The following is a 15,888-nucleotide window of genomic DNA, read 5'->3' on the forward strand; positions in this document are numbered from 1 at the left end:
ATGCCTTGCGAAAGAGGCTGCAAGAAATTTTCTGCAAGATCCTTCATCCGTGATGCCGCCGTGACCTGGACGTGCTCCGGCGTACGCCGTACGGCGGGCGGCTCGTACGCAAGCCCGTGCCGTACGGGCGGGTGCCCGGCCCGTACGACCGGCGCGGGAGGGGGTGCGGGCGTGGTGCGAACTGCCTGATCAAGGGAAGTGGTTACAGACTCTTGCTGCAAGCACCCTTGCGGGGATACCTTCCCGGACAGCTTCGGCACCGACGCCGCAGTGGCGACCGGTTCATGCGCGTGGACCCGGGCGCGAGGCTGTCCCCAGCAAGGAGAACCGCCCGTGGCCCTGGAGTTCAGGCTGCCCGCGTACCGGATCGGACGCCGCCGCCGTATACGGCGCGTGGCCACGGCCACCGCCCTCGCGGCGCTGGCCGCCCTCGTCCCCCTCGGACCGGCCGCGGCCGCGCACGGCGCACCGCAGCCGCCCGCACCGCCGTCCGACGGGGCGCTCGCCGGGCAGGCCGCCCGGCACGACGACACCCGCGAGCAGTTCTACTTCGTGATGCCGGACCGCTTCGCGAACGGCGACCCGTCCAACGACCGCGGCGGCCTCACCGGCAGCCGCCTCGCCACCGGCTACGACCCCACCGACAAGGGCTTCTACCAGGGCGGCGACCTCAAGGGCCTCACCCGGAAGCTCGACTACATCAAGGGCCTCGGCACCACGGCCATCTGGATGGCGCCGATCTTCAAGAACCAGCCCGTGCAGGGGACGGGGGCCGATGCTTCGGCCGGCTACCACGGCTACTGGATCACCGACTTCACCCAGGTCGACCCGCACTTCGGCACCAACGACGACCTGCGCACCCTCATCTCCGCGGCCCACGCCAAGGGCATGAAGGTCTTCTTCGACGTCATCACCAACCACACCGCCGACGTCATCGGCAACACCGACAGCACGTACAACTACCTTGCCAAGGGCGCCTTCCCGTACATCGCCGCCGACGGCACCCCCTTCGACGACGACACCTACGCCGACGGCGCCAAGACCTTCCCGAAGGTCACCGCCGCGTCCTTCCCGCGCACCCCCACCGTGCCCGCGGACCAGCGGCACGCCAAGGTGCCGGACTGGCTCAACGACCCGACGATGTACCACAACCGCGGGGATTCCACCTTCGCCGGCGAGAGCGCCGACCAGGGCGACTTCAGCGGCCTGGACGACCTGTGGACGCAGCGCCCCGAGGTCGTGCGCGGCATGGAGCAGATCTACGAGAAGTGGGTCAAGGACTTCGCGGTCGACGGCTTCCGCATCGACACCGTCAAGAACGTCGACATGCCGTTCTGGACGCAGTGGGCCACCGCGCTCGACGACTACGCCGCGAAGCACGGCCGGAAGAACTTCTTCATGTTCGGCGAGACCTACGACGCCGACCCCGCCGTCACCTCGCCGTACGTCACCCAGGGCCGCCTCGACGCGACGCTCGACTTCCCCTTCCAGGACGCCGCCCGCGCCTACGCCTCGCAGGGCGCCTCGCCCGCGAAGCTCGGGAAGGTCTACGGCCAGGACTACCGCTACACCACCGACAAGGCCAACGCGTACGAGGAGGTCACCTTCCTCGGCAACCACGACATGGGCCGCATCGGCAGCTTCCTCGCCCAGGACAACCCGGGCGCGAGCGACGCCGAGCTGCTCAGGCGCGACGAGCTGGCCAACGAGGTGATGTTCCTCGGCCGCGGCAACCCTGTCGTCTACTACGGCGACGAGCAGGGCTTCACCGGCGGCCCCGGCGGCGACAAGAACGCCCGGCAGACGATGTTCGCCTCGCAGGTCGCCGACTACCTCGACGACGACGAGATCGGCACCGACCGCACCGCCGCGAGCGACGCCTACGACCCGCAGCACCCCCTCTACCGCACGATCGCCGCGCTGTCGCAGCTCACCAAGGCCCACCCGGCGCTGCGCGACGGCGTCCAGACCGAGCGCTGGACCGCCCCCGGCGACGGGCCCGGCGTCTACGCCTACTCCCGCACCGACACGGCGAGCCGCGACGACTACCTGGTGGCCGTCAACAACGCCACCACCGCGCAGAAGGTGACCGTGCCGACCGGCAACACGGCGGGCGCCGCCTACACCGGCCTCTACGGCACGACCGGCTCCTTCGTGACGGGTGACGGCGGCAGCCTCACCGTGACCGTGCCGCCGCTCCAGGCCGTCGTGCTGCACGCCGCGAAGCCGCTGCCGAAGCCCGCGACCGCCCCGAAGCTGACGCTCACCGCGCCCGCCGCCGGTGCCACCGGCACCGTGGAGCTGTCCGCGGACGTCAACGGAGGCGGCCTGAACCGCGTCGTGTTCGCCGCGCAGGTCGGCAACGCCCCCTGGAAGGTGCTCGGTTCGGCCGACCACGCCCCGTACCGGGTCGCGCAGGTCGTCGACGCCGCCACGCCCGCCGGAACGCCCGTGCGCTACAAGGCCGTTGTGGTGGACGCCAGCGGACGCACCGCGTCCGCGACCGCCGCGACGGTGACGGGCACGGCCCCCGTGACGGCGCCGCCGACCGCGGTCAGCCACGACTACGCGATCGTGCACTACGCGAGGTCGGACGGGAACTACGCCGACTGGAACCTGTACGCCTGGGGCGACATCGCCGACGGCGAGGCCACGACCTGGCCCGCCGGGCACGCCTTCACCGGCCGCGACGCCTACGGCGCCTTCGCGTACGTCAAGCTCAAGCCCGGGGCGTCCGGCGTCGGCTTCATCGTCGTGAACAAGGACGGCGTCAAGGACACCGACGGCGACCGCACCATCGACCTCACCACCAGCGGCGAGGTGTGGATCAGCCAGGGCAGCTCGGCCGTGGCCACCAGCGCACCGGACGGCGCCTACCCGCCGCAGGACACCGCGAAGGCCGTACTGCACTACCACCGGGCTGGGGGCACCTCCCAGGCCGGAGGCTCTGGGGGAGGAAACTACGACGGCTGGGGCCTGCACACCTGGACCGGCGCCGCGAACCCCACCGACTGGACCGCGCCGCTGAAGCCCACCAGGATCGACTCCTACGGCGCCGTCTTCGAGGTGCCGCTCGCCGCGGGCGCCACGTCGCTCAGCTACATCCTGCACAACGGCGACACCAAGGACCTGCCCAGCGACCAGTCCCTCGACCTCACCGGCACCGGCCACGAGGTGTGGCTGCTGGACGCCACCCCCGCCTACCTGCTGCCGCAGCCCCAGGGCAGCGGCGCCGACCTGGACCTCGGCAAGGCGCAGGCCCAGTGGATCGACCGCGACACCGTCGCCTGGCAGACCACCGCCCCCTCCGCCTCCCAGCAGCTCGTCTACGCGGCGGACGGCGGCATCACCGTCAAGGACGGTGCCCTGTCCGGCGGGGGCAAGTGGCTGCGACTGGCGAAGGTCCCCGGCGGCCTCACCGCGGCCCAACTCGCCGAATTCCCGCAGCTGAAGGGGTATTCGGCCTTCAGTGTCGACCCGCGCGACCGCTCCCGGGTCCGCGAGGCGCTGCGCGGCCAGATCGTCGCGACCCAGCGGGCGGCCAATGGGGCCCTGTTGGCCGCGACGGGCGTGCAGACCCAGGGCGTGCTCGACGACCTCTACGCAGGATCGGCCCAACACGCCACGCTGGGCCCGGTGTTCGACGCCCACGGCAAGCCGAGCGTGTCGGTGTGGGCGCCGACCGCGCACAAGGTCGCGCTGGAGATCGGCGGGAAGACCGTCCCGATGCGCGAGGACGCCGCCAGCGGCGTCTGGTCGGTCAGCGGCCCCACGTCCTGGACGGGCAAGGCGTATCTGTTCGACGTCACCGTGTGGGCGCCCAGCGTCCGGCAACTCGTCGTCAACAAGGTCACCGACCCCTACTCCGTCGCCCTCACCGCCGACTCGAAGCAGAGCCTGCTGGTGAACCTCGACGACCCGAAGCTCGCGCCCAAGGGCTGGACCGGCGAGCACAAGCCCGCCGCCGTCCCGATGAGCCGGGCGCAGATCCAGGAGCTGCACATCCGGGACTTCTCCGCCGCCGACAGCACCGTCCCCGCCGCCGACCGCGGCAAGTACGCCGCCTTCACCGACACCTCGTCCGCGGGCATGACGCATCTGCGCGACCTCGCCGGCGCGGGCATCAACTACATCCACCTGCTCCCGGCGTTCGACTTCGCGACCGTCCCCGAGCGCACCGCCGACCAGACCACCCCGGACTGCGACCTGGCCTCGTACGGGCCCGCGAGCGACGCCCAACAGGCGTGCGTCACCGCGCAGCAGGCCACCGACGCGTACAACTGGGGCTACGACCCCTACCACTTCACCGTGCCCGAGGGCTCGTACGCCAAGGACCCGGACGGCGCCGGCCGCACCCGGGAATTCCGGCAGATGGTGCAGGGGCTCAACGGCGCCGGGCTGCGGGTCGTCATGGACGTCGTCTACAACCACACCTCCGCCGCGGGCCAGGCCGACACCTCCGTGCTCGACAAGATCGTGCCCGGCTACTACCAGCGGCTCATGCCCGACGGCTCCGTCGCCAACTCCACCTGCTGCGCCAACACCGCGCCGGAGAACGCGATGATGGGCAAGCTCGTCGTCGACTCCGTCGTCACCTGGGCCAGGGAGTACAAGGTCGACGGCTTCCGCTTCGACCTCATGGGCCACCACCCCAAGGCCAACATCCTCGCCGTCCGCAAGGCCCTCGACGCGCTCACCCTCGCCAAGGACGGCGTCGACGGCAAGAAGATCATCCTCTACGGCGAGGGCTGGAACTTCGGCGAGGTCGCCGACAACGCGCGCTTCGTCCAGGCCACGCAGGCGAACATGGCCGGGACCGGCATCGCGACGTTCTCCGACCGTTCGCGGGACGCCGTCCGCGGCGGCAGCCCCTTCGACGCCGACCCCGGCGTCCAGGGCTTCGCCTCCGGCCTGTACACCGACCCCAACGCGTCCCCGGCGAACGGGGCCCCGGCGGAGCAGAAGGCCCGCCTCCTGCACTACCAGGACCTCATCGAGGTCGGACTCACCGGCAACCTGCGGCAGTTCAGCTTCACCGACTCCGCGGGCAAGAAGGTCACCGGCGCGGAGATCGACTACAACGGCGCCCCCGCGGGGTACGCCGACGCGCCCGGCGACGCGCTCGCGTACGCCGACGCGCACGACAACGAATCCCTCTACGACGCGCTCACCTACAAGCTCCCGGCGGACACCTCCGCCGCCGACCGGGCCCGCATGCAGGTCCTCGCCGAGGCCACCTCGGCGCTCTCCCAGGGGCCCGCGCTCTACCAGGCCGGATCCGACCTGCTGCGGTCCAAGTCGCTGGACCGCAACTCCTTCGACTCAGGCGACTGGTTCAACGCGATCCACTGGGACTGCACGCAGGGCAACGGCATCGGGCGGGGGCTGCCCCCCGCCGCCGACAACCAGGACAAGTGGCCCTACGCCACGCCGCTGCTCACCGGTTCCGCGGCGGTGCCGGGATGCGCGGAGATGGGCTCCGCTTCCGCCGCGTACCAGGACCTGCTGCGGATCCGCACCGCCGAGCCCGCTTTCCGGCTCACGACCGCGGAGGAGGTCCAGCGCGAGGTGGGCTTCCCCCTGTCGGGGGCGGACGAGACGCCGGGGGTCATCACCATGACCGCGGGTGATCTCGTGGTGGTGTTCAACGCGACGCCTGACGTGACCTCGCAGCGGGTCGCCTCGCTGGCCGGGCGTTCGTACGCCCTGCACCCGGTGCAGGCCCGCGGCTCCGACCCGGTGGTCAAGGCCGCGGCCGACACCGCCGCGACCGGCACCTTCACCGTGCCGGCCCGCACGGTGGCCGTCTTCCGGGCCGGCTGACCCGCTTGGGCGCGGGGTCGTCGGGGCTGCGCCCCGGGCTGCCTGTTGCGGTAGTCCGCGCGACCTTCTGTGCGTGGGTGGTTGCTCGCGCCGTTCTCCCCCAGAGCTTCGCCTGGGGGTGCCCCCACGCGCCCCTGGTGTTACCCGGCGGGGCATCGCGCTGTCCGTACGGGGTGGGGTCGGGGGCCACTCCGGGGGTACCTCCTCGGAATGCGCGTTCGCCCTCTTCCCGAGCTGTTGAGGGGCTGGGAAGCGCATTCCTGCGGGGGCACCCCCGGATCGTCCCCCTCCCGGGTCTCGTGGGCGGCTGCCTGCCGGTGGGGGTGGGGGTGGGTGGGGTGATCGTCCCCTTCCCGGGGTCTCGTCGGCGGCTGCCTGCCGGTGGGGGTGCTGTTTTCGGGGACTGCGGGTTGCCCCGACGGTGGGTCACCCCCGCAGGTGGACAGAAGTTTTCGCTCCTACTTGCACGGGTGGGGGTGGGAAACACCCGCGCCGGAGGCGCGGGCACCCCTGCGGCGGGGAAGCCGCCGGCGTACGGGTCAGTTCCCCGTGAGGGGATGCAGCGTCAGGCCCGACTTCGTCGTCGCCGTCAAGGTCGCGCGGGCACCGCGGGTGGCGGGGGCGGCGAGGGCCGGGGCCGTCGCGCGGGCCTTGACGCCGCCGGACGCGGTGATCGAGGTGACGTCACGGCTGCCCGCGGCCAGCAGATACCACTTGCCCGCGGGCGATTGCCACATCACGCCCGCCATGACGTTCCGCCCGAAGCTGCTGCAAGCACTTCCGTCGCTCTGCTGCCCGGCAAGCGTGCCGGGCGCCCCGGCGAGTGCGCTCGGCGGCACGAACTGGACGGTCGCACGGCCGGGCCCGCGCCATGTGTCGGCGCGGTCGCACGTCCAGAGGGCCTCACCCGCCTTCTCCGGGAGCGCGGTGCGCGCGAACTGCCAGTCGTTGACGGCACGTACGCCCTCGCCCCGCAGCTGTCCGAGCCGGCACGCGCTGTGCGCCCAGCTCACGAGGGCCGGCGTGCCGGTCGCCTCGCGCGGCGAACCGGCGGGCACCCCGGCCGCGGGCGGCGGCGTGAAGGTCAGGTGGACGGGGCTGAGGTCGCCGAGGTCGGTGAGCAGGAAGGCGTGCTGCTCGGCGACCTTCGTCGAGGAGCGCAGCTGGACCGCAGTCCACGCCGTACCGCACTGCCCGGCCGGCGCGCCCGCCCCGGGTGTGCGGACGGGCCCGGTCGTGCCGTCGGCGGCGAGGGCGAGCGGCGCGGCCTTCTGGCCGGGCTCGAGCAGGTCGCGGGTCTCGGCCTGGGCGACCCAGGGGGCGGTCAGGAAGCGGGTGTTGCCGTCGATCCGGTCTACGACGACTGCCGCCGAGGTCGTGATGTCGGCGTTCGGGACCTGCGCGAAGTCCAGCGCCGCGCCTCCGGTGCCGTTGCCGCCGCGGGCCTCGGCGTAGCGGACGATGCGCAGCCCGTCGTAGAAGAGGACGACCGTGGCCTTGTCCGCGTCCCCGGCGTAGAGGAGCTGCGGCGGGGACGCGGGGCCGGTGTGCTGGGTGCCGGGGGTCGCGGAGATCTGGACGGACCGGCCGGGGCTCGCCCACACCGCGAGGGCCCGGCGCAGCAGCGCGGTGTCGCCGGTGCGGCTGCCGCGCGCGGGCCACACGGTGAAGTCCAGCCGTCCGGTGGCCGTCCACGCGGTGGGGGCGACGCGTACCAGCGCGGCGGGGTCGAGCGCCTGCGCGGCGGCGCCCGACGCGGCGGCGGGAGGGCCGGCCGTGCCGGTGGGGGAAGGGGAGTTGCCGCCGGCGAAGGCGAGCAGGGCCACGCCGACGACGCCGGCCACGGCGATCGCCGCCCCGGCGCGAGCGCGCTGCCGCCGCCGCAGCAGGTCGGTGGGGCGCATCTGCACCGTGCAGGGGTCGAACTCGCCCGCGGCCAGCAGCGCCGCGTCACCGTCGAGCCCCGCGGCGGTACGGACCGCCCCGCGCGGGTCGGCGGCTCCCGCGGCGTCCAGGACGTCGCGGGCGGCGGGCTCGTCGAGCCCCTCGAAGCCCAGCAGCGCGTACGCGGCCCGCGCGGGCGCGGGGAGCGCGGCGAGGGCGCGGTCCAGGGCGAGTTCGTCGCTGCCGCCGGCGCGCGGGTGCAGCCGCAGCCCGAACACGTACGGCAGCGCCGCCCCGCCGACGGCCTCGCGGACCCGCCCGCCGGTGCCGTGCGCGAGCGCCCCGCCCAGCACCTCGCGGCGCAGCAGCTCGTACGCCTCGGTGCCGTTGCCCGCGACGGCGCCGGCGCGCAGTGCGCGCTGCACGATGCGGTGCGCGACGAGCACCCTGCGGTGCCGCGCGGTGCTCGCGGGCAGCGCGAGATACGCCAGCCGCACGAGCCGCGGGTAGTGCTCGACGAGTGCCGCCTCGGCCTCCGCCACCGCCCCTTGCGCGGCATGCTTCTTCGCGGGCGTTCCGGTCGGCTGCACGGGTCGGCTCTTCACGCCGCGTCAAACGAGCGACTGCGCCGTTGGTCACCCCGGATACGCCGAAGGGGCGACCGTCACGCGCTGACGGACGCCCCTCCGGGAAGGCTCGGGGCTCAGACCAGGTTGGCCTTCTCCAGCGCCGTGCAGCAGGTGTCGACGATGAGCCGGGTGACGACGTACGGGTCGACGTTCGCGTTCGGGCGGCGGTCCTCGATGTAGCCCTTCTGGTCCACCTCGACCTGCCACGGGATGCGCACCGACGCGCCGCGGTTGGAGACGCCGTAGCTGTACTCGTTCCACGGGGCGGTCTCGTGCGCGCCGGTCAGCCGCGCCTCGACGCCCGCGCCGTAGTTCTTGATGTGCTCCAGCGGCTTGTCGTCGCGGCCGAGCGACTCGGCGGCCTCGATGATGGCCGCGTAGTCCTCACGCATGGCCTTGGTGGAGAAGTTGGTGTGCGCGCCCGCGCCGTTCCAGTCGCCCTTGGCGGGCTTGGGGTCGAGGGTCGCGGAGATGCCGAAGTCCTCGGCGGTGCGGTAGAGCAGCCAGCGGGCGACCCACAGGTGGTCGGAGACCTCCAGCGGGCTCAGCGGGCCCACCTGGAACTCCCACTGGCCGGGCATGACCTCGGCGTTGATGCCGGAGACGCCGATGCCGGCGGTCAGGCAGTTCTCCAGGTGCTTCTCGACGACGGGCCGGCCGAAGATCTCGTCGGCGCCCACGCCGCAGTAGTAGCCGCCCTGCGGGGCGGGGAAGCCGTTCTCCGGGAAGCCGAGCGGGCGCGAGCCCTGGAAGAAGGTGTACTCCTGCTCGATGCCGAACAGCGACTCCTGGGCCGCGAACTTCTCGGCGACCTCGCGCAGCGCGGCGCGGGTGTTGGACTCGTGCGGGGTGCCGTCGATGTTGAAGACCTCGCACAGCACGAGGACGTCGTCGCCGCCGCGGATGGGGTCGGGGAAGGACGCGACCGGCTTGAGCACGCGGTCCGAGGCGTGGCCCTCGGCCTGGTTGGTGCTGGAGCCGTCGAAGCCCCAGATGGGCAGTTCCGCGCCGTCGGCCAGGATCCGCGTCTTGGAACGCAGCTTCGCGGTCGGCGTGGTGCCGTCTATCCAGATGTACTCAGCCTTGTAGGTCACGGTGACGCCATCCTTGTCGAACGTGGGCGCGGGGTGCGGCTGCCGAGCTGCGCTGATCGGACCGACCGCAGCGTCGCAAGGACGGTTTTCCCATCCATTGCCCTTGTGTTAACAGGATGTAACCGAGACGACGGATGCTCCCGTCCTGCGACGTGAGACACCCGTGTGCCGCAGGAGCCGGCGGGAATAGGGTCCGAGCATGCCGCATACCACCGTGGAATACTCCGGAACGCTCGCCGACGCCCTGGACAAACCGGGCTTCGGCAAGGCCCTGCACGAGGTGCTGGTCACCGTCGCGGGCGGTCGCGCGGGCGGGTGCAAGACCCGTTTCGTACGCCATGACGATCTGTGGATCGCGGAGGGCGAGCCGCACCACGCGATGATCCACGTCGAGGTCGCGCTGCTGTCCGGCCGCACACCCGAGACCAAGCGCGCGCTCACCGAGGCGGTGCTCGCGGCGCTGCGCGCGCACACCGCGCCCACCCCGCAGTACGCGGTCCAGTTCTCCGTCGACCTGCGCGACCTCGACCGCGACGCGTACGCCCGGTACGAAGAGCCGCGGACCGCGTCGTGAGCACCGCGCCCGCGCTGCGGGTCGGGCTGTTCGGCACCGGGCCGTGGGCCCGCACCATGCACGGGCCCGCGCTCGCCGCGCACCCCGGGGTGGAGCTCTCCGGCGTGTGGGGACGCAGGCCAGAGGCGGCCGCCGAGACCGCCGCGGCCCTCGGGACCCGCCCCTACGCGGACGCCGACGCGCTCATCGCCGACGTCGACGCGGTGGCCGTCGCCCTGCCGCCCGCCGTCCAGGCGCCGCTCGCCGCCCGCGCCGCCCGCGCCGGGCGGCACCTGCTGCTGGACAAGCCGCTCGCCGCGACCGTCGAGGCCGCCCGCGACGTCGTCGCCGCGGTCGAGGAGGGCGGGGTGCGCTCGGTGGTCTTCTTCACCGTCCGCTTCGACCCCGCCGGCGCCGCGTGGATCGCCGAGCAGGCCGCGGCCGGCGGCTGGTACACCGGCCGCGCCGACTGGTACGGGGCCGTCTTCGGCGACGGCGCGAGCCCCTTCGCCGACTCGCCCTGGCGCCGCGACAAGGGCGGGCTCTGGGACGTCGGGCCGCACGCGCTGTCGGTGCTGCTGCCGGTGCTCGGCGACGTCGCCGACCTCGCCGACGTGGCCGCCTTCCGCGGGCCCGGCGACCTCGTTCACCTGACGCTGCGTCACGCCGGGGGCGCCTCCAGCACGGCCGCGCTGACCCTCACCGCGCCGCCGGCCGGCGCGGGCGTCGCGTGCGAACTCCGCGGCACGCACGGCGTTGCCACCTACCCCGGCGCCGCCGGGATCGCCGGCGAGGAGGCCTACACGCGGGCCGTCGACGCGCTCCTCGCCCCCGAACCGCACGCGTGCGACGCCCGGTTCGGGCTGCGCGTCACCGAGATCCTCGCGGCGGCGGAGGCGGCGCTCGGCTGAGCGTCGCGCGGCGGCCGGACGATTGATCCTTTTCGCCCGGCCGCCGAAAGGCCTTCCCGCACCCGGTGACCGTGTCTACGGTGGGACGCATGAGCGTTCCGGACTGGTGGTCGATCGAGGTCATGGACATCGGGAACGGCGCGGTGCACACCGCGTCCGGCTGGCGTGGCGCCTACGCGCAGGTGCTCGCCGAATCACTCGTCACCAACGGCGCGAGCACCTGGCGGTGGTCGGAGCACACATGGGGCGTCGCCCTGGAGGTCGCCTTCGCCGCGGAGGCGGACTGGGAGCGGTGGCATTCCCTGCCGGGCACGCGGGCGGCGCTGGACGCGGTGCCGGACCCCGTCCGCGGCCTCCTCGTCCACCGCGGCCCCGCCGGCTCCGCGGGCGCCCCCGCGAAGCGCTCCCCGCGGGTCCCGCCGTACTCGGCCGCCATGTCCCTCTGAGTCCGCCCCTTCACGCTCCGGGCCGCCTCCCGCGGCGGGCGCCGCGCTCTTCCCCCCGCCGCGTTGCCGCGCAGGCGGTGCCGGCCGCGGTCGCGGACGGCGCCCTCCGGGCCGGCGCCGAGGCGGGCCTGCCGCTGCACCGCTTCGCGCTGGAGCGCACCGCCGACGCGTACGACGCGGTGGAGGGCAACGCGGTGGGGAAGGTGCTGGTCGGCGTCGCGTCCTGACCGGCGCGGGCGGCGGCCGTCAGGACAGCAGGGCCTTGGCGGCGGCCTCCGCGGCGGCCTCGACCTTGTCGATGCCGGAGTTCTCGGACTTGTTGCCGTTCGAGAGGACGGCCACCAGCAGGGTGTGGCCGTGGTACTGGACCTTGCCGATGCTGTTGATGTCCCACAGGCCGGTCTGGGTGCGCTGGAGCCAGCCGTTCTTGAGGGCGAAGCCGGAGCCGTCCTCGTCGGCGGCGGAGACGCCCCACTGCTGGCCCTTGGTGACGGTGCCCATCAGGCCCGTCATGTAGGAGCGGGAGGCCGCGGACAGCGGCGAGTCGTCCCCGTCGAAGACCACGTGGAGCAGCTTCATCTGGTCGGCGGGCGTGGTCTGGGTGAGCCCCCACAGGTCGCCCGCGCCGCCCGAGGTGTGCTTGAGGCCGAAGGTCCTGTTCGCGGAGTCCAGTCCGGACTTGCCGCCGACGGCGTGCCACAGCGCGGTGGCGGCGTTGTTGTCGCTCTGCCGGATCATGACCGTCGCCTCGGACTTCTCGGTCGACGTCAGCGTGGTGCCGGCCTTCTGGTGCCGCAGCAGCAGCGAGGCGAGGATGTCGACCTTGACGATGCTGGCGGTGTCGTACGTCGTCGAGCCGTCCTCGTAGCTGGCCGCGAGGTCGCCGTCGAGCTCGCTGACGGTGACCGACAGCCGGCCCTTTCGCTGGCCCGACAGTGTCTTGATCGCCGAGCTGAGGTCCTTGGCCGCCTGGGCCGACGTCTTCGCGCTCGGCGTCGTGGGCGCCGCGGTGGTCGTCGTCGGCGCGGGCGGCGTGGTGGACGCCGGGGCGCTGCTCGGGGCCGTGGTGGCGGGGGAGGCCGTCGTGGTGGCGGCGGGCGGCTTCGCGTCGGAGGCGTCGTCCTTCGAGGACGGGGACCGGTTGACGACGGCCAGCGTGACCAGTCCGATCGTGGCGAGGACTGCCGCCGAGACCACCATCGGGCGCTTCCACCAACGCGGCTTGGGCCTCCTCCGGTGGGATCGGGACCGCGCTCCGGCGCGCCCGCCGCCCGGCGGTTGTGGTGCATGCGTCATGAACCACGACCGTAGGAGCGGAATATTTCATTCTCCTAAGATTTTCGTACCAACTTGGCTGAGGGGAGTGTCAACCGCAGGTCAGGCCGTCAAGAGCACGTGACCGCTTCTTGCGTGACTTCTGTCAATTATTTCGCCTGATGCGCGATCTATTGCGGAGGTGTAACCCCGTCGTTACGATCCCCCGGACCACGGACTCCCGGTCCGCCGCCGACGCTCGATCGGCCGTGCGGCACGGGAGTTGCCAGCCGATCGGAGGGACCGGACATGGGTGTCACACGCCGGACGGTGTTACAGGCCGCACTTGCGGTCAGCGCAACCGGAGCGGTCGGAATCGGCGAGTCGGCCCTCGCCGCAAGCGCCTCCGCGGCCAGTTCTGCAGGCGATGTTGTGGGCAAGATCACGGTGGGCTACCAGGGATGGTTTGCGTGCATCGGTGACGGTTCGCCCATTAACAGCTGGTGGCACTGGAGTCAGAACGGCGGGCAGGCCCCGTCGCCGTCCAACACCACGATCGTGGCCTGGCCGGACGTCCGGGAGTACAGCAGGACGTACCGGACCGGCTACGCGGCGCTCGGGAACGGGCAGCCCGCCACGCTCTTCTCGTCGTACGACCAGCAGACGGTCGACACGCAGTTCCTGTGGATGCAGCAGAACAACATCGACACCGCCGCGCTCCAGCGTTTCAACCCCACCGGCGGCGAGGGGCCGAACCGGGACGCGATGGCCGGCAAGGTGCGCAGCGCCGCCGAGTCGCACGGCCGGAAGTTCTACATCATGTACGACGTCAGCGACTGGACGACCATGCAGTCGGACATCAAGGCCGACTGGACGAACAAGATGAAGGCGCACACCGCCTCACCGGCCTACGCCGTGCAGAACGGCAAGCCGGTGGTGTGCGTCTGGGGCTTCGGCTTCGCCGACAACCAGCGCCCCTTCGCGCCCGAACCGTGCCTGGACGTCGTCAACTGGTTCAAGGCGCAGGGCTGCTACGTCATCGGCGGCGTGCCGACCTGGTGGCGTACCGGCGACCGGGACTCGCGGCCGGGCTTCTCCGACGTCTACCACGCCTTCGACATGCTCAGCCCGTGGATGGTCGGCCGGATCGGCAACGCCGCGGACGCCGACAACTTCTACAACGTCGCCACCGTCCCCGACCTGGCCGAGTGCGCCGCGCACGGCATCGACTACCAGCCGTGCGTGCTGCCCGGCTCGGTCACCGGACGGCAGCGCGCGCACGGCGACTTCATGTGGCGGCAGTTCTACAACATGTGCCGCGCCGGCGTGCAGGGCATCTACATCTCGATGTTCGACGAGTACAACGAAGGCAACCAGATCGCCAAGACCGCCGAGTCCCAGGCCTTCGTCCCCGCCAACTCCGGCTTCCTCGCCCTCGACGAGGACGGCACCGCCTGCTCCTCCGACTACTACCTGCGCCTGACCGGCGACGGCGGCCGCATGCTCAAAGGCCAGATCCCCCTCACCCCCACCCGCCCCACCCAACCCACGACCGGCGGGGGCGGCGATGACACCACGGCGCCCACCGCGCCCGGCTCCCTGCACGCCACCGGGCACACCGACACCACCGTGTCGCTCGCCTGGACCGCGTCCACCGACAACACCGGCGTCACCGGTTACCAGGTACGGCGGGTCAGCGGCGGCACGGCCACCCCGGCAGGCAGCACCACCGGCACGTCCTTCACCGTCACCGGACTCGCCGCCGCCACCGCCTACACCTTCGACGTCGTCGCCTCCGACGCGGCCGGCAACACCTCGGCCGGCTCCAGCCAGGTCTCCGTCACCACCGACGCGCCCTCGGGCACCACCGACCTGGCGCGCGGCAAGCCCACCGCCGAGAGCAGCCACACCCAGACCTACGGCTCGGGCAACGCCGTCGACGGCGACCGGAACACCTACTGGGAGAGCGCCAACAACGCCTTCCCCCAGTGGCTGCAGGTGGACCTCGGCAGCGCCCTCCCCGTCAAGCGCGTCGTGGTCGACCTCCCGCCGGCGACCGCCTGGGCCACCCGCACCCAGACGATCGCCGTGCAGGGCAGCACGGACGGGAACGCCAACCCCGGCACGCTGCTCGCCGCGACCGCCGTCACCTTCGACCCGGCGACCGGTAACACCGCAACGCTCACCCTGCCGAGCGCGATCACCACCCGCTACGTCCGGCTGGTCTTCACGGCCAACACCGGCTGGCCCGCGGGCCAGGCCTCCGGTCTGCACGTCTACGGGGCCTGACAGCCCGCGCCGCGCCGCCCACGAGACCGCGGCGGCGGTCCGGCCATGACGCCATCCCCTGGCCGCACCGCCGCCGCTTCCACTCCTCCCGCGCCGCGCTCAGCGCAGGATGCCCGCCGCGGCCGCCGCCTTCAGCCAGGCCGGCAGCTCGGTGAGGATGCGGTCGTAAAGCTCGGCGTCCGACAACCGCGCGATGTCGTCCACGGCGAAGAAGCCGACGTTGTCCACCCGCCGCCCGGTCATCGTGTCCAGATGCTCCAGGACGCCGTAGCCGCCGTTGCCGAGCCCCACGAACTGCCAGAAGATCGGCTCCTCCACCGCCGCCCGCAGCTCCTTTTCGATGGCCGCGTTGCGGTGCACCCCGCCGTCCGAGAAGAAGAGCACGAAGGTGCCGTACGGCGACGGCGCCGCCCGCACGAAGTCCCGCACCTGCGCGATGACCTTCTGCTCCTCGTTCTGGATGCCGATCTGCCGCATGTCGACCTGGCCCGGCTGGAGCCCCTGCGGGGGCTTCTTGCGCTTGCGGCCGAACGCGAACTCGCCGACCCGCACGTGCAGCGGGATCCAGCTCGGCAGGTCGCCCAGCATCAGCGTCGGCAGCCGTGCGGCGTTCGTCGCGAAGGTCCAGGCCTCCATCGTGCCGTCCGTGGTGAGCTGCGCGGCGACCGCCGCCATCCGCTCGACCACGCCGCCGACCACGCCGGACGAGTACAGGTGCGACATCGAGCCGGACGCGTCCAGCACCAGCACGATCCGCACCCGGGCGTTCTCGGCGCCGTGCTTGCGCAGGCTGACCGCGACCTGCTCCTTGCGCAGCGAGAGCCGCTTGCGCATGTCGAGGGGGAGGTGCTCCTCGCCCTTGACGAGGCTGGGCGGGGTGCCGCCGTACGGCGGAGCCGCGGGCGGCTGCCCGTACCCGGCCGGCGGCTGCCCGTACACGGGCGGGGGCGGCAGCGGGGCCGCGGGGCCGGTGGGCGCGGCGGGCGCGCCGTACGGGCCGGGCGG

Annotated in this window: 10 protein-coding genes; 6 read left to right on the forward strand and 4 right to left on the reverse strand. The window is 72.7% G+C overall.

The annotated features are described in order from the left end of the window. The first annotated feature begins 333 nt into the window (after positions 1 to 333). Entirely contained in the window at positions 334 to 5,823 is a 5,490-nt protein-coding gene (pulA, locus tag IH54_RS0119445; protein ID WP_420711784.1) for a pullulanase-type alpha-1,6-glucosidase, read from the forward strand. A gap of 539 nt (positions 5,824 to 6,362) precedes the next feature. On the opposite strand, the gene IH54_RS0119450 is transcribed toward pulA, so the two are convergent. Together IH54_RS0119450 and glnII are read right to left on the reverse strand one after the other, a co-directional pair. Beyond that, positions 6,363 to 8,297, reverse strand: a complete 1,935-nt coding sequence (locus IH54_RS0119450; protein ID WP_052397641.1) for a hypothetical protein — start codon at positions 8,295 to 8,297, stop codon at positions 6,363 to 6,365. A gap of 113 nt (positions 8,298 to 8,410) precedes the next feature. Further along, positions 8,411 to 9,430, reverse strand: coding sequence for a glutamine synthetase (glnII, locus tag IH54_RS0119455; RefSeq protein WP_031518359.1), 1,020 nt, complete (start codon positions 9,428 to 9,430; stop codon positions 8,411 to 8,413). A gap of 199 nt (positions 9,431 to 9,629) precedes the next feature. Between glnII and IH54_RS0119460 the strand changes: the two genes are divergently transcribed. The 4 genes from IH54_RS0119460 (at position 9,630) to IH54_RS44635 (ending at position 11,567) form a co-directional block, all read left to right on the forward strand. After that, complete coding sequence (locus IH54_RS0119460) at positions 9,630 to 10,004, forward strand: 5-carboxymethyl-2-hydroxymuconate Delta-isomerase (protein WP_031518360.1); 375 nt, start codon at positions 9,630 to 9,632, stop codon at positions 10,002 to 10,004. Positions 10,005 to 10,018: 14 nt separating this feature from the next. Next, positions 10,019 to 10,894 carry a Gfo/Idh/MocA family protein gene (locus IH54_RS0119465; RefSeq protein WP_031518361.1) on the forward strand — a complete coding sequence of 292 codons (876 nt, stop codon included), beginning with the start codon at positions 10,019 to 10,021 and terminating at the stop codon, positions 10,892 to 10,894. An 89-nt stretch (positions 10,895 to 10,983) separates the two neighbouring features. Then, positions 10,984 to 11,340 carry a hypothetical protein gene (locus IH54_RS44630; RefSeq protein WP_031518362.1) on the forward strand — a complete coding sequence of 119 codons (357 nt, stop codon included), beginning with the start codon at positions 10,984 to 10,986 and terminating at the stop codon, positions 11,338 to 11,340. 77 nt (positions 11,341 to 11,417) lie between these two features. Continuing rightward, positions 11,418 to 11,567, forward strand: coding sequence for a hypothetical protein (locus tag IH54_RS44635; RefSeq protein ID WP_199923419.1), 150 nt, complete (start codon positions 11,418 to 11,420; stop codon positions 11,565 to 11,567). A gap of 19 nt (positions 11,568 to 11,586) precedes the next feature. Here the strand turns inward: IH54_RS44635 and IH54_RS0119480 are convergent, their stop codons facing one another. Then, complete coding sequence (locus IH54_RS0119480) at positions 11,587 to 12,540, reverse strand: serine hydrolase (protein WP_063762333.1); 954 nt, start codon at positions 12,538 to 12,540, stop codon at positions 11,587 to 11,589. A 363-nt stretch (positions 12,541 to 12,903) separates the two neighbouring features. Here IH54_RS0119480 and IH54_RS0119490 point away from each other — a divergent pair, with 363 nt between their 5' ends. Then, positions 12,904 to 14,883 carry a discoidin domain-containing protein gene (locus IH54_RS0119490; RefSeq protein WP_031518364.1) on the forward strand — a complete coding sequence of 660 codons (1,980 nt, stop codon included), beginning with the start codon at positions 12,904 to 12,906 and terminating at the stop codon, positions 14,881 to 14,883. Positions 14,884 to 14,982: 99 nt separating this feature from the next. Here IH54_RS0119490 and IH54_RS0119495 read toward each other — a convergent pair. Next, the coding region (locus IH54_RS0119495) for a vWA domain-containing protein (protein ID WP_031518365.1) at positions 14,983 to 15,888 on the reverse strand (906 nt) is incomplete at its 5' end.

Source organism: Streptomyces sp. NRRL F-5123 (genome assembly GCF_000721495.1).
Classification (GTDB): Bacteria; Actinomycetota; Actinomycetes; order Streptomycetales; family Streptomycetaceae; genus Actinacidiphila.